We start from the raw sequence: 23,019 nt of genomic DNA on the forward strand, positions 1-23,019 counted from the left end.
TTCCAGCTGAACCGTCATCACCTCAAGCGGCTTGCCAGCCGCAACCGCGACCGCTGCTCTTACGTCCATGATCTCATCCCTTCCTGCTTATGATTTGGTCCGCGCGACATTGGCATGGGCGCACGGGGCGGCTCAAGCCAAAATCAGACACTTAGCGTCGCAATTATCATGTTTTGGCCGAGCAATCGCCACGCAAGCTTTTCCATATGGCCGCGATGGCGAAGCTTCTCGATCAGGCGAATTCCATGATCACGGCGTCAACGGCGAGGCTTTCGCCCGGCTTGGCGTTGATCTTGCCGATGACCAGATCGCGTTCGGCGCGCAGCACATTTTCCATCTTCATCGCTTCCACGATGGCCAGCGTTTCGCCCGCCTTGACTTCCTGCCCCTCGGTAACAGCGATGGCGACGACCAGGCCCGGCATGGGGCAGAGCAGCAGCTTTGACGTATCCGGCGGCAATTTGACGGGCATCAGCTTGTCGAGCTCGGCCTGGCGCGGCGTGAACACCCTGGCCCGGACGGAAATGCCTTGCCAATCGATGCGCAGACCATTGAGGACGGTGCGGATCTGGGCCGTCAGCTTGCGGCCGTCGATGGTGCCGACCCATACCGAGTCGCCGGGACGCCAGTCGGTTGCGACAGTTACGGTTTGGGCGCCGATCTGCATGTCCATCTCGAAGGGAATGGTCACCACGCCTTCAAGCAATGTCACAGGCAGATAGTCGGCACCGAGCTTGACGACCCAGCTCTCCCGCAGCGGCGCGGCGGTCGGACGCAGCCGGTCGCCATAGCGTTCACGGCGGTTGGATTCGATGAGGCTGCAGGAAAGGGCGATTGCCGACAGCAAAGCGGTTTGGTCCTCGTCCGGCGTCGCCGGCGCGAAGCCATCGGGATATTCCTCGGCAATGAAGCCCGTGGAGAGGCGGCCTTCGCGCCAACGCGGATGTTTCATCAATGCGGATAGGAACGGCATATTGTGCTCGATGCCATCGACGACAAACCCATCCAGGGCTTCACCCATCGCTTCGACCGCCTCCAACCTCGTCGGAGCCCAGGTGCAGAGCTTGGCGATCATCGGATCGTAATACATGGAGATTTCGGCGCCTTCGAAGACGCCGGTATCGTTGCGCACGACCGATTTCTCCGTCTTACCCTCGCGCGGCGGACGATAGCGCGTCAGGCGGCCGATCGAGGGCAGGAAGTTGCGATAGGGATCCTCCGCATACAGGCGGCTTTCGATCGCCCATCCATCGAGCTTGATATCCGATTGCTTGAACGGCAATTTTTCGCCGGCCGCAACGCGGATCATCTGCTCGACGAGATCGATGCCGGTCACCAGCTCCGTCACCGGATGTTCGACTTGCAGGCGGGTATTCATTTCGAGGAAATAGAAGTTCCTATCGCGATCGACGATGAATTCGACCGTGCCGGCGCTCTGATAATCGACGGCCTTCGCAAGCGCCACGGACTGCTCGCCCATGGCCTTGCGCGTCGCTTCATCCAGGAAAGGTGAGGGCGCTTCTTCGACGACCTTCTGGTTCCGGCGCTGGATGGAGCATTCGCGCTCGCCAAGATAAACGACGTTGCCATGGGCATCGGCCAGCACCTGGATCTCGATGTGCCTGGGATCGACGACGAATTTCTCGATGAAGACGCGGTCGTCGCCGAACGAGCTTTTCGCCTCCGAACGGGCGCGCTCGAAACCATCGCGCACCTCGTCCTTGCTCCAGGCGATGCGCATGCCCTTACCGCCGCCGCCGGCGGACGCCTTGATCATCACGGGATAGCCGATCTCGGCAGCGATCCTTTCGGCATGATCGGCATCATCGATGATGCCGAGATAGCCCGGAACCGTGGAGACCTTGGCGGCATTGGCGAACTTCTTCGATTCGATCTTGTCGCCCATGGCTTCGATCGCCTTCGGCTTCGGGCCGATGAAGACGATGCCTTCCTTCTCCAGCGCCGCACAGAAGGAGGCGCGCTCGGAGAGAAAACCGTAGCCCGGATGAACCGCCTCGGCGCCTGTCTGCTTGCAGGCAGCAATGATCTTCTCAGCGACAAGATAACTTTCGGCTGCGGGAGCTGGGCCGATATGTACGGATTCATCGGCCATTTCGACATGCAATGCGTCCCGATCGGCATCGGAATAGACGGCGACCGTAAGGATGCCCATTCGTCGCGCGGTCTTGATGACGCGGCAGGCGATCTCGCCGCGATTGGCGATCAGGATTTTCTTGAACATGCAATCTCCGCCCAAATACCCTATTCAGTCAGTGTTTTAGCCATAAATTGCGTGCCCGGTCCATGCGCAAGATGTCTGCGCTCACGCGGTTTTTTCCAATCTCGATTGAACGCGTTCCCGCCAGATGATGAAAAGGCCGGAGCTGACGATGATTGATATGCCGATCCATTTGGAAAGATTGGGGAAATCGCCGAAGATCGCGTAGCCGAGGACGGTGGCGGAGATGATCTCGAAATATTGAAATGGAGCGAGTAGGGACAAGGGTGCCAGCCGGAAGGCTCTGACGACAAGCATATGCGCGTAGCCCGATATCGAACCGAGAATCAGCAGAAGCACCAGTCCGAGTGCCGAGGCGGGCAGGGACGGAGCAAAATCCGCAGTACCGGCTAACGAGCCGGCGAACAGAGCCAAGGCCATGAAGACGGTACCACCGAGACCCGCCATGATCTGCATCGTCAGCGGCGAATCCGCTTCACCGACGGCGCGGTTCATAAAGAGATACAGCGCATAGAGAAAAGCGCAGGCGACCGGCAGCAGCGCCTTCAGTCCAAAGATCGCAAAACTCGGCTGAATCACGATCATTGCGCCGCCGAAGCCGATAACGATCGCCAGCCATCGCCGCCAGCCGACCTTATCGCCAAGAAATAGAGCAGAAAGCGCCGTCAGCATGAAGGGTTCAACGAAATAGATGGCGAAGACATCGGCAAGCGGCATGTATTTGACCGCTGCGAAGAAGAGCAGGCTCGCAGCGCCATGCAGCGCGCCCCGCAGCAGATTCATCCAGGGGCGCTTTGCAGAAAAGGCCGACCGCCCGGCCTCGGTCGCCAGCAGCGGCAGCATGCAGACAAGCTGGAAGAAGAAGCGATAGAAGGTCACTTGGCCCGGCGACATGCCTTCGAAGCTCGCCATGTATTTGGCGATCGCATCCATCGTCGGCAGCAGGATCATGGCGCTTGCCATGATGGTCATGCCTCGAAGCGGGTTCTGCTGCGTGGAAACGGCGGGAGAGATGGACATGCACGAACATCAAACACAGGAAAAGCATGCAATCAAGGCGCGATCAGGAGCGAGCTGCGAGTCTCGCGGACAGCCAGCGGAAAGTGTCAGACTTTTCCAATTGGGACAGATCGCCATGGCGAGATGACGCCCTTAGACCTATCTGGAGCTTTGGAAACAGCTAAAACATGAATGCGCGGCACAAAATTGCTGGCGCAACCAGGAAAGGGATCGCACCGATGTTCAAACCAGAACAAGAGACGACCGTTTTTTCGGATGAAGGCGGTGATACGCTTGGAGGGCGCTTGTCCATGGCGCGCGATGCCGCGGGAATTAGTCTCGAAACGCTGGCCGGACAGCTCGGCGTCAGCGAGGAGACGATGCTGGCATGGGAATCCGATCGCGCCGAACCCAATCCCTCCGCGCTGGCCAAGATGTCAGCTCTTTTCGATGTTTCTCCGGCATGGCTGATGACCGGATCCGGTGATGGACCCGGAGAGGACAGCGATGAGCGCGCGCTGGAAGCTGTCAGGAACGAGCTTTCGCGGCTTCGGACGGCCTATCAGGAGATCGGCCGGCTGATCGAGGCGACGACAAACCAGCTTGAACGCCTCGACCATCAGATCAGGCTACGCAATCTCAGCAAGGATGTGGCGCATTGAGCGTGGCGACCTTTAATGTTCATGGCGCTGCGCTGAACTTCTCTTGAGAGGCTCAGCTTTTCATGGAATCCCCGAACCGCTCTATCTTTTTGTTTTCTTTCAATTCGGGACGGAAAAACGCTACGCACTTTTCCTGGAATTGCTCTAGCTGAGACGGGCAATCGTATCGTCGAGATTATCGATCGCGAGCTGTTCGCGGGCGATCATGCCGTCGAGATCGATATCCTGGCCAGCCCCTTTGGTATTTGCGCCCTGCATCTTCATCGCCAGCAGTTCGTTGCGATGGGCGATCTTTTCGCCTCTGATTTTGATAAGCTTCAAGCGAAAATCATCATTCATCTCCAATCCCTCCGTTGGAATGAGTTATCCGCTGTTTCGAGCTGTCATTCGTTCTCCGGGCTCGTATCCCTCAATCTCAGTCGTGTCCGCGGCCGCGATAAGTGGTTGGAACGCCGGCTTTCTCATGGCATTGCGCTAGAGTTTCCAGCCATTCCGCCAACCCTTCCGGGACTTTGGCATTTCCAGCTTCCAGCGCCTCCACCCATGACAGGTCGCATTGCAGAGCGCTCGCCAGATTGATGGGCGTCCAGCGTATATGCAAAAGGCATTCTGAAAAGCGTTCCGGCGTCATTCATCTTCCCCATATCTGAAGAAGTTCACGGTGCCAGAGAGGGGCGCGAAGTCAAGTGACCATGGAAATACGACGGCTGTTCCGGCCCATCAGGGTAGGAGAATTACCTCTTGGCATAAATTTCGTAAGCAACTTGTTTGGATAACGGGGCGGCACCGCAATATCCCCGACGCTTTGATCGGTTCGCGTGTCGTCCGCGGGCGGACGATGGCATGTCAGATAATGTCACGCTGAAACAAGATCTGGCTAGGTATTGTTTCAAAAACAAAAAACCCGGCCAAAGCCGGGTTCTTGGTGCGGTCGAGAAGACTCGATTACATACCGCACCATAATAAAATCAAGTAGTTAAACCCGCGAATCATGGTATCTTGTAGCACAATTTGTAGCACAGGATTTCCAGCTATGAACATGATTGCGGCGGCAAGAATTGTTGCTCATCAACCACAGTTGCAGACTTACGGTCTTACCCGTGACGAGCTTATCCATCATCTGAGAGTTTCGCCTGAGACCGTCGAAGGATGGCTATCGGGGGTAAAGCAACGACCGCCTTATTTCGACATGGCGCTACGAGCCGCACGGCAGGGGTTGCACCCGATTTCTTCGACTTTGGTCTACAACTATCATCAGCGGCTTGGCGTTCCCGAATCGCAAGCGCGATATTGGAGAGAAACGGGGCAGGTTCCGCCTCCCGCTCGAATGGCCGTCGCCTGGATAATCTATTCCGGCATCACCGGTCGTGATTGACAACGATCGCAGCCTAAAGCAGAATCATGCAATTCCGTACCAGAGTGCCCCGTATCGGCCCGTGAACCGATAAGCGGGGCATTCGAATTTCAGGGGTTATCTTGCGCACGCTTCTAGCTCTATTCCTCATGACCGGAACGGCATTTGCCGGCGACGCTCATTTAGAGCGTGCCGCAACGATGATGGTTGATCAGAATATTTGCAGCATCCGCTACGATAATGCGGACTTGAGCGACGAGCTTGTGAAGGGTGCGGCGGATGCAAACATCACAGCCGATCAGGCGGCGGTTGAAGCGGCCTATATGGCAACGGCGATGGTGAATAAGATCGCCGTCACGGGGATGAGCGTTTATTGCTCGGGTCGTCGTTAATCGACAGTCCACCGCACGGCACGTCCGAATGCTTCCACGAACACGCAATCTTCATAGTGCCAGTCAGCTTTCCAGTCTTCAATGATTACCCCGCGCCACAGTGTCAACGATCCGGCGCAACTTCTGAATTCCTCGAATTCTTGTCGCGACATACGGCCTTCAAAAATCTTGTGGCGTTGTTCGGGATCAGTCATTTTAGCAGCTCCGCAACTCGGGCTTCGATTTCTTGATGCATCGTTACATGCCTGGAGGGATAAACAATCTCGTGACAAGCTTGACGCCACGCCGCGTCGACTCGTTTGCGTTCCGCAAGAATAGCGTTTTTGATATCTATCGCTAAATCTACGCCGTTTGAATTTTTATTCGCGATTCGCAAAGCGATTGTCACAACGTCTTCGGTCATTCGATACCCTTCGGATAACGCCGGTTCAGTGTCTCGCGCAAATCGTAGTCGGTCATATCGCGAAGCACAAACAGTGTGACATAGCCGCCAAACGGCTGCCTTAGGTTCCGTATCTCGTATTGAGCAATATCGATCGGAACGGGTTCAGTCGGAACTTTGGCTGATTGGTCGTAGCGGACCGGGGCTTCCGTGAGACACAACGGTACTTTCGGCGGAACGTCACCGGCCCAAAGTTGGCCGTCGAGCGGTCCGCCGATGCAAAGGTGCGACAAGATTTTAGCCATCTCACGTTCTCCGATATGATTTCGAGCCGCAGCACGGGCATGTGGTCGATAGATAGTCTTCGCGGATAGTGTAGCACTCCATGCAAACACGCATCGTCGGATTGTCGTCATAGCCGTTCTTCAGGACATTTCTGCGTCCTTGATGACGGTAGACGCCACGGTCGAATTGATAGCGATGGACGCCCTTTGTATCTGGAAAAGCGTAGTGCATCACGTCGCCGCCCGAGATCGTTTTACCGTCGAGCGGACCGCCTTTGCAAATGGCCGTGTGGTTGCCGGTCATCATTCACCACCCTGTTTGATTGGGTTGTTTTGACGCTGGCAATCGCTTGCCACTTCCATCAACCGGAAAGCCTTGTTCGTCGTATGTTAAATTTTCGCCAATCTTGAATAGGGAAGTCATCGCATAATGACCAAACCAACGCTGTTTCAGGCACCGTGCGCACGTGTGTAATGCTTCCAGTTCGTATTCTGGACGAAAAGCGGGAGTCCAAACGTAGCACCCGGTTAGACGCTTTTTGCTCTGTATCCAATCATGCGGTAACACGATGCAAAAATACTTGCCAAACAGTTGCGGTTTCGTCGGTGTCGGCGGATTCCAGATGCCCCGCCGTTTCGTAAAGAAAATCCCCACTTCAGTTCCTCCAGGCAGAAGCATGCCACTCGCCCTTGAAAAAGACGATCGATCCTTGCCACCCCGCTTTCATCCATCCACACAGATAACATTCCATCCCGAGTCCATAAAGAAAGTCTCGGCAAGCTTGAATATCGGTGCTGCTGAAGCGGCAAACGCCGTTGTCATCCACAGTGCCCAAAGGCATAACGAAACCTCCGTTGTTGATGTAACGGATATAACGCATAGTGTAACGCATGTCAAATGAATGTTACATCTCGACGTGAGAAAACGTTATCACCGACTTCGTATGTGAGATTGCCGAAATAAGGGTCGTATTTGGCCGCTCTGTCATAGAGATGTTGCGGGATCTGTTTCCCCGGTTGATCGCCCTTGCGCAGCCAATGAATTGACCGCACTTCGGACCAATATTCACACGTGAACGCGTCTTGCCCGTGGTCGATGACTGCGAATACCGGCAACCCGCCGCATATTGTTCCGACGCCCTGTATGCGACCGCTCATGCTCGCCACTCTTTCCATTTTGGATAACCGTCTTTCAAAGATCGGCAATCCGCTAGTGACAGATCGAAGCGCAAACCGTTCTCAAGATGATAAATCCCACCTTCGCCGCCGTTGCCCTTGGCAGCCCCGCTAACGACGGGTGAATTGTCGTTCTCGCGCATGAACAACCGTGCTTTCCGGGTCATATCCTAACCTCAACAGCGGCCCGAGCTGCCGCAAGACGTGACGCACGCCCACTACGGGACGCTAGTTCTGCCTCCAGGCGATCGAAGATGGGCCAATATTTGTCACCATGCGGCGACGTTTCGATTATAGTGGCGAGATCCGCCATCGCTTGCTTGATTTCGGCGACGGTCGTCATGTGGATGACTCGTGCACATAAACGGCGATTGTTTCTTCAGCGCCATCGTTATGCCAACGAGGCGACGCGATACGGTAAAGACCGCCGTAATTCCGAGATAGGCTTTCTAGCGTTTTCGCATCGATGTAGCCGATCGGTTTTGCGTTCTCCAGGTGCTCGACACGGGCGCGCAAATGTTCCATCGCGCTTTCCGCCGCGTCTATCGCATCGTCACCCATCGGGCTAATGCAAAGACGGTCACGAAGCCGTTCGTTCTCTTCCTCCAGGTTCTTCAGGTGATTGTGATACATGTCGACCGGGAAATGACCGTCACCCATACCATGAGCGTCCACGGGGTTGCCACAACAGCACGTCACGAGTGCGTTTGCTGTGTCGAGCTTGGCTTTCAGTTCTTTGTTCTCTTCCGCAAGAGCTGCGATCGTTTCGCCCAAAGCGGAAAACGATGTTCTGATTTCGCTCGCTATGTATTTCATCGTCACACCTTTCGGCTATGCAGCAACCAGGCAGCGGCCAAGCGCGCGGTAAGCGGCACGAGCGTTTTAGAATTGCGCCACCGATATTCGGTCTGCCGCGTCACGCCCAAGGATTTCCACTGTTGCGCGGTTTCTTCGGGTGACGCTGGTTTCAGGCCGGCTATGATGGCGTTGTGGGCGAGTTCTTCGTATTTCATGGCTTTGGCTTCCACGACTTCAGGCGGACGATGCACATTGGACGCGAATACATGCTCGGATTACGCCTGTGACGATCCGCTTGGATCGAAGCGTACATTCTCTCAATGGATAGTGGCGATGGGGCCATGAGATTTTTAGTCTTTCCGCCCTTTTCCACTATTAGGAGCGCGAGTGGTCCTTGACGTTCATTCATATCCGTGCCGCCCATCCGAGATACTGGTTATATTCAGCGAGACGCCACACCATAACGGCCAAACTCAGGGCAAGCGGTATCAATGCGACGTAACGCATGTTCGTACGCTCCGTTTCAAAATTCAAGGTTCTGTAACGTTAGAAGCAGTAGCGCTCTTTGATTTCCAAAGCTCGTGCCGGCAATTCGCGACGATCCGAATGCGCTTCCTGAAACCACAATCCGATGCAACTTTCATACATGGAGAAAGCCGTTTCCTTCGTCGGATTTTGCATCAGTTCTAAAACGCGACCGTCTATTTCAACCCAATCGTCAAGCGGCGCAACCGTTTCGAGATATTCGAAATCCTTGCGGACCTTGCTATATGTCGCGCTAGGTTTCTGAGGTTTCCCCGCATAAGCGATATGCTTTTTCGTCGCTCGCTTGCGGCCTTGTTCTTCGGCGACCTTCACAGCGTTCGTCAGCGTCTCGGCTGCCGCGTCGCCTTCCTTGCGCATGGTCTCGATCGCCAGTGTGGACGAAACGCGCCCCGTGAGCACCATTTGCTGAATTTCGGCGGTGCTCGCCTGAAGGTCCAACAGCTCACGCACCCATGATGGGTTAATGCCGCTTTTCTTGCTAATATCCGCGACAGTCCACCCGAAGTCGAGCATGCGCTTGAATACGCGGCCTTGTTCGATCGGCGACAACGGTTTTCCCGAGTTGCGCACGATTTGCGAAAATACCCGGTCCGCTTCGCTCGAATAACGATCTTCGGTTTGCACCGGCACCGTCTTGATATCAAAGCCGCGTTCGATCGCCAGCAGTGTTGCAGCAAGGCGAGAATGACCGTCCGACACGTAAAGCTGTTCGCCGTCCATATAAACTGTCAATGGCTGCTTCACGCCGACTTCGGCAATCGATTCAGCTAGCCGTTCGATATGGGCTTGATTTTCCGGATCTGCGTCAACACGGACGTTCCAATCCGGCTTGATATTCAGCTTGCGCGGGTCGACGCGGTAAATGTCGGACCGACCTTCGGCGATTTCCTTGATACCGTATTTCGTCATTGTGCACGATCCTTGTCGAATAGCTCGATTGCGTTGAATGCTGCTTCCCGGCATGTTTCGGGTGAGTTGCCGTCAATGAAAGCTGTGAGCATCATCAACCGCGCCGCCCGGTGCCGCTGTGCTGCCTCATAGTTCCTATGAAGGGATTTCGACGCAGCGTGTCTTGCGTCAAGCTCCAATGCGACCGCTTCCCACTGAACGCGCATAGCTTCCTCAAGTCGGGGATTGCCGGCGATCTTCTTACGCGCCGCTTCAGCGACTTCGTTCGGTGTCATTACGTCACGTCTCCGTTACAGTGTGTATCATTTGTGTAACGTGTAACGTAACATGTGTCAAACGGATTTTACGCACAAAAAAGCGCCCCTGGTTTCCCAAAGACGCTCTAATTGTTTAACTGTGGATAATTGTTAGATTTTCCAGCCGTTGCCGTCGTGCGATATCTTGCCGACGGCTTTCATTCGGCTCAAGCGCGTGCGTGTGGAAGCATCGTTGACTTCCTGCCCGAGCTTTTCGCGAATGTAATCAGAGATCGTAGCAGGCGTGCGGTTGCCGGCCTTGAGCGCTTCAATGATGGCGTCGTCCTTAGACATAGCGACAGGAACAGCAGCAACGGGAATTTTGCCCACTTCGTCCGCTGTTACCTTAGCGGCGGGTCTGTGCTTCTGAAACGCATCAATATCTGCTAGTTCGGCCTGTAGCTTCGCCATCTCGGCTAGAATCTCTGCCTTACGCTTTTCAACAAGGTCGTAAACCTGCATAAAGGTGTGCTCCGTGTGAATTTGACAAACGCGTTTTACAACGACGCGCAATGTTTGTCAAAGACGCATCATTCGTTTCGTTAACGAAAGCACCCGTGGAATCTAAGGGTTTATCGCATTAATTTGCGCATTTAGTAACGCGACACGTGAATTATAGGTTTCAATTTCGCGTTCTGATACCTGCGGAACCGAATCACGTATGAACGATCTTGCAACGGCATTCGTTAATAAACCCATCGGCATTTCATAATCCGCCACAACCACATGCTTGCCTGTCCGTCGCGCTACGACGTCCCGTGCCAGGACAGCATGCCCATATGATATGTATTCCCCGAGCTGCATACGATTGCCGTTGATCATCATCCTAGCGCGCCACATGCCGTTGCTGCGGCGATAGACGTCGGATGCGTCGCCAAGCGACTTACGTTCTCGCTTCGGCGTCGAATTCTTCATGTTGCGAGAAGCCTCTACGGCCTCGTCTCTGGTATCGTAGTAACCAAAGTATCGCTGTCTGCCATCCACGTAGCGTTGAGCCTTCCATTTATTTACCCGTGGAACATATGTCGCACCGCTTCCTTTCGATTCCTCCAGGATAACGGTTGCCGACAGCGCTTGACCATATAATTCGATAATCCCAATCAGCTTCATTTTATGACCCATGTCTTACGTTGCGTGTCACTAATACATATCGTTGCACATGTATCGTGTCAATCTAGGCTAGACACCGTCTCGATTAAGACAAGACATTGCTGTCTGTAAGCGCATGTAAATAAACGGTTTTAATATGTATTGTCTTCTAAGTCCCATATTTTGCATGCTTCGCCTATCCTTCTCTATATGGTCCATGTATATGTATTTATTACACTCTATACTAATACATGTGCCGTATACATTCTAATTCATATTATTAAGTCATAGAAGACAACAAGGGTATTTATGTAATGATTTCAATGATGTCTTAAAGAAAGTGTATAATATCGAGTAGATGTAAGACAATACGCAACATTACGTTAAATCAATGGGTTGCCTATCTAGTCGCAATCAGCGTCACATGCCACTGTGGATGAAATGATAAAAAGCAATAATATTTCATCGATTGATGTAACATTCGCTTGACATGAATGTAAAATAATGATATAAGGGAAGGTTGCCCTCATGACGGGGGGTGTCTGAAAGTCAAAAGGTCGCCTCGCCACGGACCGGCGGCCCAGTCACTTTTTCGCTAGTGCACCGTCGGGGCAAAATTTCATGTTATAACGTAACGTTACGGTGTTGCGGATGGCGTTACATGGTCGGTTGACTTGGCAGTGCAGTCATGCAACGTTATGTCATATTCTGACACGGACGTTACATAAATGCCCTCACTTCCCCCGACACACAAAGTATCGCGCCATGAGGGTGCTAGCCGGCACGTCGTTCCGGATGAGAAGGCATATAAGCGATGGTACAAGCTGAAAATTTGGGCGGGCATTTTGCGCCCCAAGATTCTGCTAAGGGATCGATTTTCTTGCGCAATGTGCAAACGGAATTGGGGGCACATGCCGTCGCGATTGGTGGTCGACCATATCAAGCCGCATCGGGGGGATTGGGGTCTATTTCGCGACGAGGCAAACTTGCAGTTGTTGTGTGATAGCCCGTGTCACGCTAAACATAAGCAACGGATGGAACAAGGGCTATGAACGCATATCATTGGGCGCAATGGTTAGTCGCCTGTTACTTTGCTGGATATATCATCGGCGTGCCGGTGCTGCGTTTCGCGATGATACAATCCGGAAGCAAGAATTTCATTCCGTGGAAAGACTACTGGAAAAAATGGGGCGCTGATCTGTTGGTAAAGATCACGTTCGCGGCCATCCTGTATTGCGGTGGTTTTTGGGCATAACCGAAGGGGGCATGAACTGTGAATGTAGATCGTAAAACGGTTGTTGGGCGGGATCACTCTTACGCTCCACTTGAAACGGAGTTTATTAGACTTGTCGGCGAACATTTTTCAGCATCACTCACTGATGCGCAGGTGAATTCTCTTAGGATGATGTATTTTGCGGGTGCGGCACGTTCTTTCGAACTCTGTCAATATCGCGAAGTCGAAATGCATACGCTTCGTGAAGAGCTGCTAGACTATGCGGACGCGTCGGATAGGGAATTGGGCGTTCGTCTGCGTGACGCCGGAAGGTGTTCGTAATGGGCGGTGGATCGCGACCGCTGCCGACGGCGCTAAAGCAGCTAAAAGGCACGCATCAGGCATGCCGAGACGCTGTTGACGCCCCGGCAGTGCATTTTTCCGAGATGCCGGCACCCCCTGAGTTTTTGAACTATCGGGCCGCTGAGATATTTCGGGATTTGCTGGTCGTTGTCCACGGCATGAAGGTCATGAGCGACGAAGACACGATTATGTTGTCGCTCTTGGCGTCGCGGCTCCAGGAGATTGAAGAGCACACGGCGACGATAGAATCCGAAGGATTTACATATCTCACGGACAAAGGACTGTGGAAGGCGCGCCCAGAGGTTGCCATGCGGAATGAGGCTATGCGCCACGCTCAGTCGCTCTTGATTGAATTTGGTCTTTCGCCTGCAGCCCGGTCCCGAGTGAGTGCGCAGCTCGGCAACAAGCCAAGCAATCCATTCGCCACGCTGGATCAGGGATGACCTATGACGAGAGAGATTTTCGTTTTCGGGTCAAACCTCGCAGGGCGACACGGTAAAGGGGCGGCGCTATTCGCGCGACAGCATCACGGAGCAATATACGGGCAAGGTGAGGGGCTTCAAGGCAATAGTTACGCTATTCCCACAAAAGGTTATCATCTTGAAACTCTGCCCGTTAGTACGATTGCGAACTTTGTGACCGCATTTCTCGAATTCGCGTTATGTCATCCTGATTTGACATTTCGTTTGACGCCGATCGGGTGCGGTTTAGCGGGTTATCAGCCCCAGGATATCGCGTGGATGTTCGATGCACCATGCCCGAGAAACGTTATTCTTCCTCCTGAATTTGCAGCGGTGCTCTAATGCTCGGGCTTCCTGCTGGCGTCTTGCCCCCACGAGTACCTACGCACGTTGAGAAGGGCACACAGTACGCCCGTGACGTCCTTTCGGGGAAGATTCCAGCCGGAAAATGGGTGAAATTGGCTTGTCAACGCCATTTTGATGACCTTGCGCGGTCTATGCGGGGGCACAACGGCGGACCCCAAGACGACGAAAACGAAGATGATTTTCCCTATTATTTCGATGAAAAAGCCGCCGAAAAGGTGTGCAAATTCATCGAATTGCTGCCCCACACGAAGGGAAAATGGGCCGCAAAACGCCAAAAACTGATTTTGGAGCCGTGGCAATGCTTCAAAACCATGGTGATATTCGGCTGGAAACGCCTAGCGGATGGCTATCGACGCTTTCGCAAAGCTTTCGTGCTGGAATCCCGCAAAAACGGTAAATCGGCATGGGCGGCGGGGGTCGGCCTGTATATGCTGTGCGAAGACGGCGAATACGGTGCCGAAGTCTACAGCGGCGCGACGAACGAAAAGCAGGCGTGGGAAGTTTTCAAGCCCGCTCGGCTGATGGTGAAGAATACCCCGGCGATGACCGAGCATTACGGCGTCGAAACGGGGAAGGGTGCCGGCTCGAACCTCTACAAGATGGCTGACGGCGCGAAGTTTGAAACGGTCATCGGCAATCCTGGAGACGGTGCCAGCCCGTCATGCGCCATCGTGGACGAATATCACGAGCACGACACGGACGCGATGGTCTCCACCTTTGAAACGGGCATGGGTGCGCGCGAGCAACCGTTATTGCTGATCATCTCGACGGCGGGCGATAACATTGCCGGCCCGTGCTACGCCCAACAACTCGAAGTCCAGAAGATGCTTGAAGGCGTCATTCCGAATGAAGAGCTGTTCGGCATCATTTATGCGGCGGACCCCGATGTTGATTGGACGTCGGAACTGGCGTTGCGACAGGCAAACCCGAACTATGACGTTTCGGTACGCGCCGACTTCCTAAAATCGATGCAACGCGAGGCAATTCAGTCGGCGCGAAAGGTCGGAAAGTTCAAAACGAAGCATCTAAATCTATGGGTGCAAGCACGTAACGCGTATTTCAACATTCAAAAGTGGAACGAATCCGCGCGTGCTAATATTACACTCGAAATGTTTCGCGGGCAGCCTGTAAAAATTGGCCTGGACTTGGCTTCGAAAGTCGACATTGCTGCGGTTGTTCTTCTGTTTCGATTAGATCAGTGCGATTGCGATGCTGCAACAGAGCTAATAAAGGAAGGTTTTAAATACGCGACCTTCGGGAAATACTATCTTCCGGAAAAAACAATTTCCTTGGGGGAAAACGAACATTATCAGACATGGGTTCAGGAGCAGCATATCACCGAAACCGAAGGTGACATGATAGATTATGTAACAATTCGTGAAGACATCTTAGATTTCAGCTCCATCTTTCAGCTTGAAGAACTCGCGTTTGACGAGCATCAGGCCCGTATGATGGTCTCGGAATTGATCGCAAAAGGTCTAAATTGCGTCGAAGTAGCACCTACAGTGTTAAATTTTTCCGAACCCATGAAAGAAATCGAAGCGCTGATAAGGTCAAAGGCGATCGCACATGACGGGGATCCTTGCTTCACTTGGATGCTCTCGAATGTTGTTGCCAAGGAAGACGCGAAGGATAACGTCTATCCTCGAAAGGACGTTTCCGAGAACAAAATTGACGGCCCCGTCGCCCAAATCATGGCTATGGCACGTTGGATGCTCATAGAGGATACGCGGTCGGTCTATGACGATCGCGGCGTGCTCATGGTGTAACATCACCGTGGAAAGTCTGGCATTTTCGTTGCGTTGAAACGCGGCATTTGTTACGCACTGACGTTACATTTCGACGTTACGCGCGGACAAGCGATGCTAAAGCTCTTGAAGAATTCTATCCGTGCCGCCGTGGGGCAGACACTTAACGTCACCTATGCCACGCGGGAAGAGGCGGAAGAGTTTTTTCGGCATGGTAGCGGAAACGTCTCTATCAGCGGCAGGCATGTCACCGAATCTAACGCGTTGAAGGTTGCGGCGGTCTATCGTTGCGTTAACATCATTTCCGGCGTCGTCGCGTGTCTCCCCGTGGACGTAATCAAACGCGAGAGCGAGGACGTTCGAAAGCCAGCCGTCGGGCATCCGTTGCGTAAAGTGCTCACTGTTCGCCCGAACGCGTGGCAGACCCCCAAAGAATTTAAACAGATGATGCAAGCGCATGTGATGTTGCGCGGCAACGCTGTTGCGTTGAAGGTTAAGGCGTTTGGTCAAGTTTCTGCATTGCTCCCAATTCACCCCGATCGGGTGTTGATAGAACAGAATCCTGATTTGAGTATGAAATATACGATCACGATGAAAGACGGATCGACAAAGGTCTATCGTGGTCAAGACGTATTGCATTTGCGTGGTCTAACGATGGACGGCTATCGCGGGCTGTCCGTGATCTCGCATATGCGGGAATCAATCGCGATCGCGCTCGACGGTGAAACGGCGGCTGCCACGTTGATGAAAAACGGCTCGTTTGTGGAGTCCGTTATCAAGCACCCGGCGAAGATGTCGAAAGAGGCGTACGAACGTCTAAAATCTTCTTGGGAAGAGCGAAATGCCGGTGCCGGCAACACTGGCAAGACTGCAATTCTTGAGGAAGGCGCGGATCTCGTCAAAACGACCATGAGCGCCGCCGACCTGCAGTTTATCCAGTCGCGCGATTTCCAGCGATACGACATTGCAATGTTCTTTGGCGTGCCGCCTCACATGATCGGCGCGACTGAGAAAACGACATCGTGGGGTTCCGGTATCGAGCAACAGAATATCGGCTTCGTGACGTACACGCTCAATGACTGGATTGTCATGTGGCAAGAGGCATTGAAACGTGACGCTATCAACGCTGAGGATTGGGATACGCTGGATATTCGTTTCTTTGTCCAGGCGCTCTTGAAGGGCGACACGAAGGCCCAATGGGATGCGTTCACGCGCGGGCGTCAATGGGGCGTTTGGAACGCGAACGACATTCGCGCGATGCTCGATCTCAACCCGCGTACGCTCCAAGACGGCTCCGTTGACCCGGAAGGCTACATTTACGCCGCGCCGCCAAACCAAAATCCCGACGCAAATTCTAACATCGGTCATAACGGCGGTCCGCCGCTAGAGGGTAATTAATCATGAGCCTTATCAAGTCTCTCCCCAAAGCTCGTATTATCGCTCGGCAGCCGAATTGGTACGACTACGACGCGCCTAGCGCAGCACTCCAGGAATGGGGCGACCGGATCTATGACGCGGCAGCGTCCGAAGATACCACGATCAATATCTACGATCCGATCGGCGAAGACTGGTACGGCGACGGCTTCGGAACGGCCAAGCTTAACGGCATTCTTCGGAATATGGGTGGCCGTGACATCACCGTGAACATCAATTCACCGGGTGGCAACGTTTTCGACGGTTTGGCGATGTATGATCAGCTTCGCGAATACCCGGCGAAAGTCACCGTGCGGGTACGTGGCATTGCGGCAAGCGCGGCAAGCGTGATTGCCATGGCGGGCGACGAAATCCACGTCGCGAACGGTTCGATGATGATGGTGCACAAGGCATGGGGCGCGATCATCGGTAATGCTGATGATTTCGCCGAAGCCGTGACGGTGTTCAACCAGATCGATAAATCTCTGGCTGCCGTTTACGCGGCTCGGACCGGCAAGTCCGAAGATGAAATTATGTCTATGCTTGCCGGCCCGAATCGTCGGAGCGACGGCACGTGGATGACGGCGGCTGAAGCCGTTACAATGAAGTTCGCCGATGCTGAATACGTCGATGAAAGTGACCCGGTGAAAAGTGTTCCACAAGAAAAACGTGACGCGATCGTTGCGCGACGCCGTATTGAAACGGCTATGGCGAAACAGGGCTTGTCACGAAAAGAACGTGCTGATACGTTCGCGAAAATGATGACCCCGCGTGATGCAAGTCATGAAAACGTTCTGCGTGATGCGAGCGTTACAAAGGCTTTTGACAAGCTACTTGCAACGATGGGATCGTAACATGACCTTTCATAACCACAAGATGATGGCGGGCGCGTCGTTTCGCGGCCTGAGCGCGGCAGGTGCCCGCAATGAGTTTGCTGAAGTGGCGGCAATGATCGCCCGTTTCGACAAGACTTTCGCCGACTTCAAGACTGAGAATGACGCCAAACTTGCGGCAATGGAAAAGGGTCGCCTCGATCCGCTCCAGGCCGAAAAGGTCGACCGGATCAACGACGAACTGACGACCGTCAAGGATGAAGTGACGAAGCTGCTCGAAAAGCTCGCTTCGAACGAACTCGGCAACGGTGGCATGTCCGCCGACATGCAGGCGAAAGCCCGTGAATTCTCGAACATCGTCGGTACGGACGTTTCGGCTGAGGACCTCGGGAAATATGCCGCTGGTCTGGACACATATTTGCGTGTCGGTGCCGAAAAAGCCGGTCGCGATATCCGAAATCTTATGGAAGTCGGAAGCGACCCGGCAGGCGGCTATACCGTGACGCCGGATATGAACGGACGGATCATCAAGAAGATTTTCGAGACGTCGCCGGCTCGGCAGCTCTTTTCGAGCGTGACGATCGGCACGGACGCCATTGAAGGTCTGATTGATCGCGACGATCTCGATTCCGGATGGGTAGGCGAAAAGCAGCCGCGAACCGAAACCGGTACGCCGGAACTCGGCAAGTGGCGGATCGACGTCAACGAACAGTATGCCATGCCAAAGGTCACTCAGAAGCTTCTGGACGATTCCGGCTTCGACATCGAAGCATGGTTGTCGGGCAAAGTTTCCGACAAATTCATTCGTTCGGAGAACACCGCGACTTTCACGGGTGATGGCGTCGTCATGCCGCGCGGCATTCTCACCTATGCGACTTCGACGGCCGACGACAAAACCCGTGCCTGGCAGACGTTCCAGTATCTTGCATCGGGCGGAAACGCTGCGATCACGAATACGGATTTCCTCGTCAACCTCGTTTTCGCCCTGAAGGCGGCTTACCGCGCGGGCGCGAACTGGACGATGAACCGGAAGTCTGTCGGTTATGTCCGCACGCTGAAGGACGGCCAAGGTAATTACCTGTGGCAGCCTGATTTCACGCAGCGGCAGGGCGGTAGCCTTCTCGGCTACCCGATCGTTGAAGCTGAAGACATGCCCGACATGGCCGCGAATGCCCTGTCGATCGGCTTCGGCGACTTCAAGTCTGCCTATCAGATCGTGGACCGTGCGGGCATTCGCGTACTTCGCGACCCCTACACGGAAAAGGGCTTTGTCAAGCTCTACACCACAAAGCGGATGGGTGGCGGCGCGCTCGATTTCGAAGCCGTCAAGTTCATGAAGTTCGCCGCAAACTAACCGGCAGGACGAAACGGAGGGCGGCTAATCCCCGCCCTTTTCCTCCATTTTCGCAAGGGAAACCACCATGGCACCCCGTGATTTGAAAAATAACATCATCGTCAACCCGGTCCTGCACGCCGATGTTGCGGATAACACCGCAGCCGTTGGCGTCGTCCAGGATCACCGCGATTCCAAGTCGCATACCTACGTCATTCATGCGGGCACGCTTGTTGACGCCGACGCGACGTTTACCGCGCTGCTCGAAGAATCCGACCTTGCCGGCTCCGGCTTCGCCCCCGTGGATGACGCGTATCTGCTCGGAACGGAATCGCTCGCGTCGTTCCAGTTCGACGGCGACAACACCGTCAAGACGCTCGGCTACATCGGCTACAAGCGATACACGCGTCTGACGATCACCCCGGCGAACAACACGGGTGCGGCGTCGTTCTCGGCAGTCTGCATCGAACAGCCGAACGTTCGTGGCACGGTCAACTAATAGTCGCCGTGCGGTGACATAACGGGAAACGCGACAATGGCACTCAAAACACTGGTCGAAATCCAGATCCTCAAAGATGGCGTCAAAGGCGCTGATGGCGGCGCGGTTGTGCGGGAATATGACAAGGGCAGCGCTTACACCGTTTCTGCCGATCTTGCCGCCGCTCTGATCGATGCCGGCGACGCTGAGGAAGTCGGCGCGTCTGCCGACGACGAAGGCAAGCGCAAGCCGAAGAAAGTGACCGGCTTGCCGAATCTCGGGCTTCCTGGCGCATAATCCATGAAGCCGATCCGGATTGAAGCACCCGCAGAATTGCCCGTCGCGTTGGAAGACGCGAAGGAACATATGCGGGTGTTTTACCCCGACGATGACACTTACATTGAAGGATTATTGAAAGCCGCTGTCAAATATATGGACGGTTACGACGGTGTACTGAACCGTTGTCTCATGCCTCAAAAGTGGCAGAAGCCGTACAAACGCTTTTGTCACCGAATGGCGACATTGTTTACTGATAGTAGCGCCGTCGTGGTGAAATATTACGATACCGACGACGTTTTGCAGACGGTCGACCCGGCAAACTACATCGCATATGCGGACTATGTGAAGTTCAAGCAGGCGTTTTTGCCGCCGATGGTCAATCATGATCGTGACGACGCGGTGTTGATCATTTCTACGAATGGTTATCCGGAAAACGAAGTTCCAGACGATTTGCTTTTAGCAATCAAGATCCTTGTTTCTCACTGGTATAGAAACCGGGAACCGGTAGCGTTCGGCGCGATACCGACGAATATCCCGTACACCGTGGATGCGTTGATTATTCCGCATAGGTGGGCTGTCTGATGGCAACGCAAGGTTCCATGAGCAAGCGCGCCACCTTCAAACGGGATACCGGGACGACTCCAGGCGTCGGCGGCTCGAAAAAACGCAATTGGACGTCTCTGCCCGGTTTGGAGAGAGTGCCGATCGAATACCGCCCCGAGACAGGAAGAGAGCGTGTCGAAGCGGGTCGGCTCCAGGCTTCCACATTGGCATACATCGTCGTCCAGGATTGCGCCGCCATTCGCGGTTTGACGGCTGCCGATATCGTGGTTGTGCACGATCAGAGCGGCGACGTTCCGCACCGTATTTACTCCATTGAAAACAAAGATCAACGCAGCCGCGACGTCGAAATAGTCGCTGAAAAAGGGGTGCAACTCGGATGACTCTTTCCGCTGAAATTCTCGCTCGTGTGAAGATCAATCAGACCGGTGTTAACAAGTTTGGCGGTCCCGAATTCGATCCGGTCCTGGAACTGATGCTTCAGCTCACGGACGGCGTTGCCGCAAATCAGGCAAATCTTGCCTTTGTTGACGAACGGACCGTTGCGACCGCTGCAACCGATTCCCTGGACCTTGCCGGCGTTCTGACTGACGCCTTCGGATCGACAATAACGGCAGCCGAAATTGTCGCTCTGATGATCATCAACAAGCCGCGTGCCGGCACGCCCGCGAACACCACGGATTTGACGATTGGGGGCGGCGCGAATGGCGTCTTCGCTACCGCAATGCCGTTCGTGCTCAAACCCGGTGCTGTATTGCTCTTGGCGGCTGGCGACGCGGCAGGCGTTAAGACCGTCACGCCGGCAACCGCCGACATTCTCGCCATTGCCAACAGCGCCGGGGCTTCAGCGAAATATCAGATTGCGATTCTCGCTCGAAACGCCTAGCGCCATGGTTACCGGTGTCGAGAACGTCAGGGCGGCGTTGTTGAAGACGCTGCCCGCGCTTATCCAATCGAGCGTCAAGGACGCCATGGCTAAAGCTGCCGATACGGTTGTCGCGCAGATGAAAGCCCGTGCACCGATTTATGGCGGTCCGCCTGAGATCCGGCGCGATCGGCGTCACAAAGGCGAAGCGGTCGTAAGAGGTGCGTTGCGTGACAGTATCGCGTGGACATGGGGCGACGCGCCAAAGGGAACCGTTACGCTCGGCGCGATTAAGACGAAGCAGTACACCGGGGAAGGCTCGCTTAAACTGACGATCTATGCCGGCAACAAGATAGCGTTTTACGCTCGCTGGACGGAATTTGGTACGCGAAAATGGCGCGGCAGCCCGTTCTTTTTCAGCACCTGGCGCAATAACAAGAGCAAGGTTAAGGGGCAGCTCACACGCGCCGTGCGCAAGGCTATTAAGCAGGCAATCGCCAATTCAAACGGAGCGTTAGAAGCAGGATGACGTTTTCACCTTCTGTCGATCTACAGGACATGATTTACAAGCGGCTCACGTCGGACCCGGAAATCACTTGGCCGGTGTTTGATCGGGCGGACCCGCAACAGTCGTTGCCGTATATCGATTTCGGGGACGAAGATTCTCGCGAAGATGACGACGAATGCATCACAGGAACATCACATGCGTTTCGTATCAATCTGTACAACAGCGAAAACGGTATGGTCGAGCTGAAACAGATGATGGGGAATGTTAAAAAATCCCTGCACAAATATGACGGCGAATTGACGGATAACGCGTTACATTCTATTCGGTTTGTGAATATGACGGTGATACGTGAACCGGACGATATCAACTATCACGGCGTTGTGGAATTCGAGGCGTTAATTGAAAGCGATATTTCATGAACGATTCGAGTATGACAGGCGTCCCGCGCAAGCGATAGCGTTCGTCGTCCATCCGTCGAAAGAACCTCAGAATTGGCCGCATGACGTTGTTGAGGCGGCTGTCAAGGCAGGAAAGGCGACGCCATGGCCAAGGCAATCACCGAAAAGTACGAAGAACTAATTCTCGACGTTGAAGTCGATCCCGTCGGCGCACCCGGCGTTTTTACACCGCTTTGCGGCATTACGGACGTCACAATCACACGCACGTCGAATGTTGACGAAACGGAAGTGCCGGATTGCGATGACGAATCCTTGCCGGTTTCGGTCGAAGTCGCCGTTCGTTCTCAGACCGTCACCGTCGACGGGAAGGGCGTGTGGGCTCGTTCGTCCAACGCCACCATGGTCAATTGGTGGTATTCGGGCAAGACGAAGAATATCCGTCTCCGCAACACTGCGGCAGCCAGCGGCGACCCGGAAACCGAAGCCGGTCCCGCGCTCATCACGACGATGACCGATGCCCGCACGAAGGGGCAGAAAGTCACTCGCGAAATCAATCTTCGCTTCGACGGTGTTCCGACGCTCACCATGAAAGCCTAACCCATGCTTGTATGGGAAGGTGGCGAACACAAATTCCGTCTCGGCATTGGGGAGTTGCGCGCATTGCAGCAAGCTACCGGTGTCGGGCCGCTTTTTCTTCTAGGACGCATCACCGGTTCACAATGGTTTGTCGATGACATTATCGAGACCGTTCGTCTCGGTTTGATCGGCGGCGGCTTGAAGGAACAGGAAGCGAAGCAACTCACGGACCGGGTGTTTTGCGACAACCCGCCCGCGCTTTATCGCGGCGCATTGCTTGCCGTGCGGGTGCTTCGTGATGCGGTCATGGGCGAGCCTACGGACCCCGTGGGAGATACCGACGAGGGGGAGCCGAAAGCGGGGACAGAGACGAATTCGGTCGAATAAAGTGGTCACACTTTTACATGGCCGGACAGAAAATGGGTTTCTCTCCCCGCGTAGTAGATGAAATGACCTTGTGGGAATTCAACGCCTGTTACGAGGGGTGGAAGGTCAACA

General features: G+C 54.3%; 35 protein-coding genes. 20 read left to right on the forward strand and 15 right to left on the reverse strand.

From position 1 onward, the window contains the following. Nucleotides 1–232: 232 nt before the first annotated feature. Together AC13RC_RS28195 and AC13RC_RS28200 are read right to left on the reverse strand one after the other, a co-directional pair. Nucleotides 233–2,242 (reverse strand): acetyl-CoA carboxylase biotin carboxylase subunit, encoded by a 2,010-nt coding sequence (locus tag AC13RC_RS28195; RefSeq protein WP_488559214.1) that lies wholly within the window; start codon nucleotides 2,240–2,242, stop codon nucleotides 233–235. A gap of 81 nt (nucleotides 2,243–2,323) precedes the next feature. Further along, nucleotides 2,324–3,259, reverse strand: coding sequence for a DMT family transporter (locus AC13RC_RS28200; RefSeq protein WP_488559215.1), 936 nt, complete (start codon nucleotides 3,257–3,259; stop codon nucleotides 2,324–2,326). Nucleotides 3,260–3,477: 218 nt separating this feature from the next. On the opposite strand from AC13RC_RS28200, the gene AC13RC_RS28205 reads away from it, so the two are divergent. Continuing rightward, on the forward strand, nucleotides 3,478–3,900 hold the full coding sequence (locus AC13RC_RS28205; RefSeq protein WP_488559216.1) for a helix-turn-helix domain-containing protein: 423 nt from the start codon (nucleotides 3,478–3,480) through the stop codon (nucleotides 3,898–3,900). A gap of 144 nt (nucleotides 3,901–4,044) precedes the next feature. On the opposite strand, the gene AC13RC_RS28210 is transcribed toward AC13RC_RS28205, so the two are convergent. Together AC13RC_RS28210 and AC13RC_RS28215 are read right to left on the reverse strand one after the other, a co-directional pair. Then, the gene (locus AC13RC_RS28210) at nucleotides 4,045–4,239 is read right to left on the reverse strand and encodes a hypothetical protein (RefSeq protein ID WP_113333833.1); all 195 of its coding nucleotides are present in this window, start codon (nucleotides 4,237–4,239) and stop codon (nucleotides 4,045–4,047) included. Nucleotides 4,240–4,315: 76 nt separating this feature from the next. Further along, nucleotides 4,316–4,531, reverse strand: coding sequence for a hypothetical protein (locus AC13RC_RS28215; RefSeq protein ID WP_015339986.1), 216 nt, complete (start codon nucleotides 4,529–4,531; stop codon nucleotides 4,316–4,318). 402 nt (nucleotides 4,532–4,933) lie between these two features. Between AC13RC_RS28215 and AC13RC_RS28220 the strand changes: the two genes are divergently transcribed. Together AC13RC_RS28220 and AC13RC_RS28225 are read left to right on the forward strand one after the other, a co-directional pair. Next, a complete protein-coding gene (locus tag AC13RC_RS28220) occupies nucleotides 4,934–5,275 on the forward strand; it encodes a hypothetical protein (RefSeq protein ID WP_488559217.1) in 342 nt (113 codons plus the stop codon). 101 nt (nucleotides 5,276–5,376) lie between these two features. Then, nucleotides 5,377–5,646, forward strand: coding sequence for a hypothetical protein (locus tag AC13RC_RS28225; RefSeq protein ID WP_488559218.1), 270 nt, complete (start codon nucleotides 5,377–5,379; stop codon nucleotides 5,644–5,646). On the opposite strand, the gene AC13RC_RS28230 is transcribed toward AC13RC_RS28225, so the two are convergent. The 11 genes from AC13RC_RS28230 to AC13RC_RS28280 all read right to left on the reverse strand — a co-directional run bounded on the left by AC13RC_RS28230 (nucleotide 5,643) and on the right by AC13RC_RS28280 (nucleotide 11,147). Continuing rightward, on the reverse strand, nucleotides 5,643–5,840 hold the full coding sequence (locus AC13RC_RS28230; RefSeq protein WP_488559219.1) for a hypothetical protein: 198 nt from the start codon (nucleotides 5,838–5,840) through the stop codon (nucleotides 5,643–5,645). The genes AC13RC_RS28225 and AC13RC_RS28230 overlap by 4 nt on opposite strands. Beyond that, nucleotides 5,837–6,049 (reverse strand): hypothetical protein, encoded by a 213-nt coding sequence (locus AC13RC_RS28235; protein ID WP_488559220.1) that lies wholly within the window; start codon nucleotides 6,047–6,049, stop codon nucleotides 5,837–5,839. Before AC13RC_RS28235 ends, AC13RC_RS28230 begins: the two co-directional genes overlap by 4 nt. Continuing rightward, entirely contained in the window at nucleotides 6,046–6,333 is a 288-nt protein-coding gene (locus tag AC13RC_RS28240; RefSeq protein ID WP_488559221.1) for a hypothetical protein, read from the reverse strand. The genes AC13RC_RS28235 and AC13RC_RS28240 overlap by 4 nt, the downstream gene beginning before the upstream one ends. Nucleotide 6,334: 1 nt before the next feature. Then, nucleotides 6,335–6,619 carry a hypothetical protein gene (locus AC13RC_RS28245; RefSeq protein WP_488559222.1) on the reverse strand — a complete coding sequence of 95 codons (285 nt, stop codon included), beginning with the start codon at nucleotides 6,617–6,619 and terminating at the stop codon, nucleotides 6,335–6,337. Between the two features lie 847 nt (nucleotides 6,620–7,466). Further along, nucleotides 7,467–7,631, reverse strand: coding sequence for a hypothetical protein (locus AC13RC_RS28250; protein WP_488559223.1), 165 nt, complete (start codon nucleotides 7,629–7,631; stop codon nucleotides 7,467–7,469). 196 nt (nucleotides 7,632–7,827) lie between these two features. Then, entirely contained in the window at nucleotides 7,828–8,304 is a 477-nt protein-coding gene (locus tag AC13RC_RS28255; protein ID WP_488559224.1) for a hypothetical protein, read from the reverse strand. 2 nt (nucleotides 8,305–8,306) lie between these two features. Next, nucleotides 8,307–8,501: a hypothetical protein gene (locus tag AC13RC_RS28260; RefSeq protein ID WP_488559225.1), complete on the reverse strand. Its 195-nt coding sequence runs from the start codon at nucleotides 8,499–8,501 to the stop codon at nucleotides 8,307–8,309. Nucleotides 8,502–8,832: 331 nt separating this feature from the next. Continuing rightward, a complete protein-coding gene (locus tag AC13RC_RS28265) occupies nucleotides 8,833–9,741 on the reverse strand; it encodes a ParB/RepB/Spo0J family partition protein (protein WP_488559226.1) in 909 nt (302 codons plus the stop codon). Beyond that, entirely contained in the window at nucleotides 9,738–10,016 is a 279-nt protein-coding gene (locus AC13RC_RS28270; protein WP_488559227.1) for a hypothetical protein, read from the reverse strand. Before AC13RC_RS28270 ends, AC13RC_RS28265 begins: the two co-directional genes overlap by 4 nt. Nucleotides 10,017–10,148: 132 nt before the next feature. Then, complete coding sequence (locus tag AC13RC_RS28275; protein WP_488559228.1) at nucleotides 10,149–10,499, reverse strand: hypothetical protein; 351 nt, start codon at nucleotides 10,497–10,499, stop codon at nucleotides 10,149–10,151. 102 nt (nucleotides 10,500–10,601) lie between these two features. Further along, nucleotides 10,602–11,147 (reverse strand): hypothetical protein, encoded by a 546-nt coding sequence (locus AC13RC_RS28280; protein WP_488559229.1) that lies wholly within the window; start codon nucleotides 11,145–11,147, stop codon nucleotides 10,602–10,604. An 866-nt stretch (nucleotides 11,148–12,013) separates the two neighbouring features. Between AC13RC_RS28280 and AC13RC_RS28285 the strand changes: the two genes are divergently transcribed. The 17 genes from AC13RC_RS28285 (at nucleotide 12,014) to AC13RC_RS28365 (ending at nucleotide 22,908) form a co-directional block, all read left to right on the forward strand. After that, nucleotides 12,014–12,178: an HNH endonuclease gene (locus tag AC13RC_RS28285; protein WP_488559322.1), complete on the forward strand. Its 165-nt coding sequence runs from the start codon at nucleotides 12,014–12,016 to the stop codon at nucleotides 12,176–12,178. Then, the gene (locus AC13RC_RS28290; RefSeq protein WP_488559230.1) at nucleotides 12,175–12,381 is read left to right on the forward strand and encodes a hypothetical protein; all 207 of its coding nucleotides are present in this window, start codon (nucleotides 12,175–12,177) and stop codon (nucleotides 12,379–12,381) included. The genes AC13RC_RS28285 and AC13RC_RS28290 overlap by 4 nt, the downstream gene beginning before the upstream one ends. A 299-nt stretch (nucleotides 12,382–12,680) precedes the next feature. Further along, a complete protein-coding gene (locus AC13RC_RS28295) occupies nucleotides 12,681–13,145 on the forward strand; it encodes a phage terminase small subunit P27 family (RefSeq protein ID WP_488559231.1) in 465 nt (154 codons plus the stop codon). 3 nt (nucleotides 13,146–13,148) lie between these two features. Next, a complete protein-coding gene (locus AC13RC_RS28300; RefSeq protein WP_488559232.1) occupies nucleotides 13,149–13,505 on the forward strand; it encodes an A1S_2505 family phage non-structural protein in 357 nt (118 codons plus the stop codon). A 110-nt stretch (nucleotides 13,506–13,615) separates the two neighbouring features. After that, nucleotides 13,616–15,298: a terminase large subunit gene (locus AC13RC_RS28305; RefSeq protein ID WP_488559233.1), complete on the forward strand. Its 1,683-nt coding sequence runs from the start codon at nucleotides 13,616–13,618 to the stop codon at nucleotides 15,296–15,298. 93 nt (nucleotides 15,299–15,391) lie between these two features. Beyond that, on the forward strand, nucleotides 15,392–16,675 hold the full coding sequence (locus AC13RC_RS28310) for a phage portal protein (RefSeq protein WP_488559234.1): 1,284 nt from the start codon (nucleotides 15,392–15,394) through the stop codon (nucleotides 16,673–16,675). A 2-nt stretch (nucleotides 16,676–16,677) separates the two neighbouring features. Then, on the forward strand, nucleotides 16,678–17,544 hold the full coding sequence (locus AC13RC_RS28315) for a head maturation protease, ClpP-related (RefSeq protein WP_488559235.1): 867 nt from the start codon (nucleotides 16,678–16,680) through the stop codon (nucleotides 17,542–17,544). A 1-nt stretch (nucleotide 17,545) separates the two neighbouring features. Further along, a complete protein-coding gene (locus tag AC13RC_RS28320; protein WP_488559236.1) occupies nucleotides 17,546–18,877 on the forward strand; it encodes a phage major capsid protein in 1,332 nt (443 codons plus the stop codon). Between the two features lie 67 nt (nucleotides 18,878–18,944). After that, entirely contained in the window at nucleotides 18,945–19,355 is a 411-nt protein-coding gene (locus tag AC13RC_RS28325; protein WP_488559237.1) for a hypothetical protein, read from the forward strand. A gap of 36 nt (nucleotides 19,356–19,391) precedes the next feature. Beyond that, nucleotides 19,392–19,631, forward strand: a complete 240-nt coding sequence (locus tag AC13RC_RS28330) for a hypothetical protein (protein ID WP_488559238.1) — start codon at nucleotides 19,392–19,394, stop codon at nucleotides 19,629–19,631. A 3-nt stretch (nucleotides 19,632–19,634) separates the two neighbouring features. After that, nucleotides 19,635–20,195: a head-tail connector protein gene (locus tag AC13RC_RS28335; protein WP_488559239.1), complete on the forward strand. Its 561-nt coding sequence runs from the start codon at nucleotides 19,635–19,637 to the stop codon at nucleotides 20,193–20,195. Continuing rightward, nucleotides 20,195–20,557 carry a phage head completion protein gene (locus AC13RC_RS28340; RefSeq protein ID WP_488559240.1) on the forward strand — a complete coding sequence of 121 codons (363 nt, stop codon included), beginning with the start codon at nucleotides 20,195–20,197 and terminating at the stop codon, nucleotides 20,555–20,557. Before AC13RC_RS28335 ends, AC13RC_RS28340 begins: the two co-directional genes overlap by 1 nt. Continuing rightward, nucleotides 20,554–21,060, forward strand: a complete 507-nt coding sequence (locus AC13RC_RS28345) for a hypothetical protein (protein ID WP_488559241.1) — start codon at nucleotides 20,554–20,556, stop codon at nucleotides 21,058–21,060. Before AC13RC_RS28340 ends, AC13RC_RS28345 begins: the two co-directional genes overlap by 4 nt. A 40-nt stretch (nucleotides 21,061–21,100) precedes the next feature. Then, a complete protein-coding gene (locus tag AC13RC_RS28350; protein ID WP_488559242.1) occupies nucleotides 21,101–21,568 on the forward strand; it encodes an HK97-gp10 family putative phage morphogenesis protein in 468 nt (155 codons plus the stop codon). After that, the gene (locus tag AC13RC_RS28355; protein WP_488559243.1) at nucleotides 21,565–21,966 is read left to right on the forward strand and encodes a DUF3168 domain-containing protein; all 402 of its coding nucleotides are present in this window, start codon (nucleotides 21,565–21,567) and stop codon (nucleotides 21,964–21,966) included. Before AC13RC_RS28350 ends, AC13RC_RS28355 begins: the two co-directional genes overlap by 4 nt. Nucleotides 21,967–22,089: 123 nt before the next feature. Beyond that, nucleotides 22,090–22,542, forward strand: a complete 453-nt coding sequence (locus AC13RC_RS28360) for a phage tail tube protein (protein WP_488559244.1) — start codon at nucleotides 22,090–22,092, stop codon at nucleotides 22,540–22,542. Nucleotides 22,543–22,545: 3 nt separating this feature from the next. After that, entirely contained in the window at nucleotides 22,546–22,908 is a 363-nt protein-coding gene (locus AC13RC_RS28365) for a gene transfer agent family protein (RefSeq protein ID WP_488559245.1), read from the forward strand. The last annotated feature ends 111 nt before the right edge of the window (nucleotides 22,909–23,019 follow it).

The sequence above is a fragment of the Martinezella sp. CNPSo 3890 genome (assembly GCF_057784455.1).

What these genes read in the sequence shown, in the direction of transcription:
- AC13RC_RS28220 (WP_488559217.1), top strand. Translation starts at nt 4,934, where the DNA reads ATGAACATGATTGCGGCGGCAAGAATTGTTGCTCATCAACCACAGTTG.
- AC13RC_RS28265 (WP_488559226.1), bottom strand. Translation starts at nt 9,741, where the DNA reads ATGACGAAATACGGTATCAAGGAAATCGCCGAAGGTCGGTCCGACATT.
- AC13RC_RS28230 (WP_488559219.1), bottom strand. Translation starts at nt 5,840, where the DNA reads ATGACTGATCCCGAACAACGCCACAAGATTTTTGAAGGCCGTATGTCG.
- AC13RC_RS28235 (WP_488559220.1), bottom strand. Translation starts at nt 6,049, where the DNA reads ATGACCGAAGACGTTGTGACAATCGCTTTGCGAATCGCGAATAAAAAT.
- AC13RC_RS28365 (WP_488559245.1), top strand. Translation starts at nt 22,546, where the DNA reads ATGCTTGTATGGGAAGGTGGCGAACACAAATTCCGTCTCGGCATTGGG.
- AC13RC_RS28210 (WP_113333833.1), bottom strand. Translation starts at nt 4,239, where the DNA reads ATGAATGATGATTTTCGCTTGAAGCTTATCAAAATCAGAGGCGAAAAG.
- AC13RC_RS28195 (WP_488559214.1), bottom strand. Translation starts at nt 2,242, where the DNA reads ATGTTCAAGAAAATCCTGATCGCCAATCGCGGCGAGATCGCCTGCCGC.
- AC13RC_RS28340 (WP_488559240.1), top strand. Translation starts at nt 20,195, where the DNA reads ATGGCAACGCAAGGTTCCATGAGCAAGCGCGCCACCTTCAAACGGGAT.
- AC13RC_RS28330 (WP_488559238.1), top strand. Translation starts at nt 19,392, where the DNA reads ATGGCACTCAAAACACTGGTCGAAATCCAGATCCTCAAAGATGGCGTC.
- AC13RC_RS28280 (WP_488559229.1), bottom strand. Translation starts at nt 11,147, where the DNA reads ATGAAGCTGATTGGGATTATCGAATTATATGGTCAAGCGCTGTCGGCA.
- AC13RC_RS28295 (WP_488559231.1), top strand. Translation starts at nt 12,681, where the DNA reads ATGGGCGGTGGATCGCGACCGCTGCCGACGGCGCTAAAGCAGCTAAAA.
- AC13RC_RS28260 (WP_488559225.1), bottom strand. Translation starts at nt 8,501, where the DNA reads ATGAAATACGAAGAACTCGCCCACAACGCCATCATAGCCGGCCTGAAA.
- AC13RC_RS28300 (WP_488559232.1), top strand. Translation starts at nt 13,149, where the DNA reads ATGACGAGAGAGATTTTCGTTTTCGGGTCAAACCTCGCAGGGCGACAC.
- AC13RC_RS28315 (WP_488559235.1), top strand. Translation starts at nt 16,678, where the DNA reads ATGAGCCTTATCAAGTCTCTCCCCAAAGCTCGTATTATCGCTCGGCAG.
- AC13RC_RS28310 (WP_488559234.1), top strand. Translation starts at nt 15,392, where the DNA reads ATGCTAAAGCTCTTGAAGAATTCTATCCGTGCCGCCGTGGGGCAGACA.
- AC13RC_RS28270 (WP_488559227.1), bottom strand. Translation starts at nt 10,016, where the DNA reads ATGACACCGAACGAAGTCGCTGAAGCGGCGCGTAAGAAGATCGCCGGC.
- AC13RC_RS28290 (WP_488559230.1), top strand. Translation starts at nt 12,175, where the DNA reads ATGAACGCATATCATTGGGCGCAATGGTTAGTCGCCTGTTACTTTGCT.
- AC13RC_RS28320 (WP_488559236.1), top strand. Translation starts at nt 17,546, where the DNA reads ATGACCTTTCATAACCACAAGATGATGGCGGGCGCGTCGTTTCGCGGC.
- AC13RC_RS28250 (WP_488559223.1), bottom strand. Translation starts at nt 7,631, where the DNA reads ATGCGCGAGAACGACAATTCACCCGTCGTTAGCGGGGCTGCCAAGGGC.
- AC13RC_RS28325 (WP_488559237.1), top strand. Translation starts at nt 18,945, where the DNA reads ATGGCACCCCGTGATTTGAAAAATAACATCATCGTCAACCCGGTCCTG.
- AC13RC_RS28355 (WP_488559243.1), top strand. Translation starts at nt 21,565, where the DNA reads ATGACGTTTTCACCTTCTGTCGATCTACAGGACATGATTTACAAGCGG.
- AC13RC_RS28200 (WP_488559215.1), bottom strand. Translation starts at nt 3,259, where the DNA reads ATGTCCATCTCTCCCGCCGTTTCCACGCAGCAGAACCCGCTTCGAGGC.
- AC13RC_RS28205 (WP_488559216.1), top strand. Translation starts at nt 3,478, where the DNA reads ATGTTCAAACCAGAACAAGAGACGACCGTTTTTTCGGATGAAGGCGGT.
- AC13RC_RS28215 (WP_015339986.1), bottom strand. Translation starts at nt 4,531, where the DNA reads ATGACGCCGGAACGCTTTTCAGAATGCCTTTTGCATATACGCTGGACG.
- AC13RC_RS28360 (WP_488559244.1), top strand. Translation starts at nt 22,090, where the DNA reads ATGGCCAAGGCAATCACCGAAAAGTACGAAGAACTAATTCTCGACGTT.
- AC13RC_RS28345 (WP_488559241.1), top strand. Translation starts at nt 20,554, where the DNA reads ATGACTCTTTCCGCTGAAATTCTCGCTCGTGTGAAGATCAATCAGACC.
- AC13RC_RS28275 (WP_488559228.1), bottom strand. Translation starts at nt 10,499, where the DNA reads ATGCAGGTTTACGACCTTGTTGAAAAGCGTAAGGCAGAGATTCTAGCC.
- AC13RC_RS28240 (WP_488559221.1), bottom strand. Translation starts at nt 6,333, where the DNA reads ATGGCTAAAATCTTGTCGCACCTTTGCATCGGCGGACCGCTCGACGGC.
- AC13RC_RS28335 (WP_488559239.1), top strand. Translation starts at nt 19,635, where the DNA reads ATGAAGCCGATCCGGATTGAAGCACCCGCAGAATTGCCCGTCGCGTTG.
- AC13RC_RS28255 (WP_488559224.1), bottom strand. Translation starts at nt 8,304, where the DNA reads ATGAAATACATAGCGAGCGAAATCAGAACATCGTTTTCCGCTTTGGGC.
- AC13RC_RS28245 (WP_488559222.1), bottom strand. Translation starts at nt 6,619, where the DNA reads ATGATGACCGGCAACCACACGGCCATTTGCAAAGGCGGTCCGCTCGAC.
- AC13RC_RS28285 (WP_488559322.1), top strand. Translation starts at nt 12,014, where the DNA reads ATGTGCAAACGGAATTGGGGGCACATGCCGTCGCGATTGGTGGTCGAC.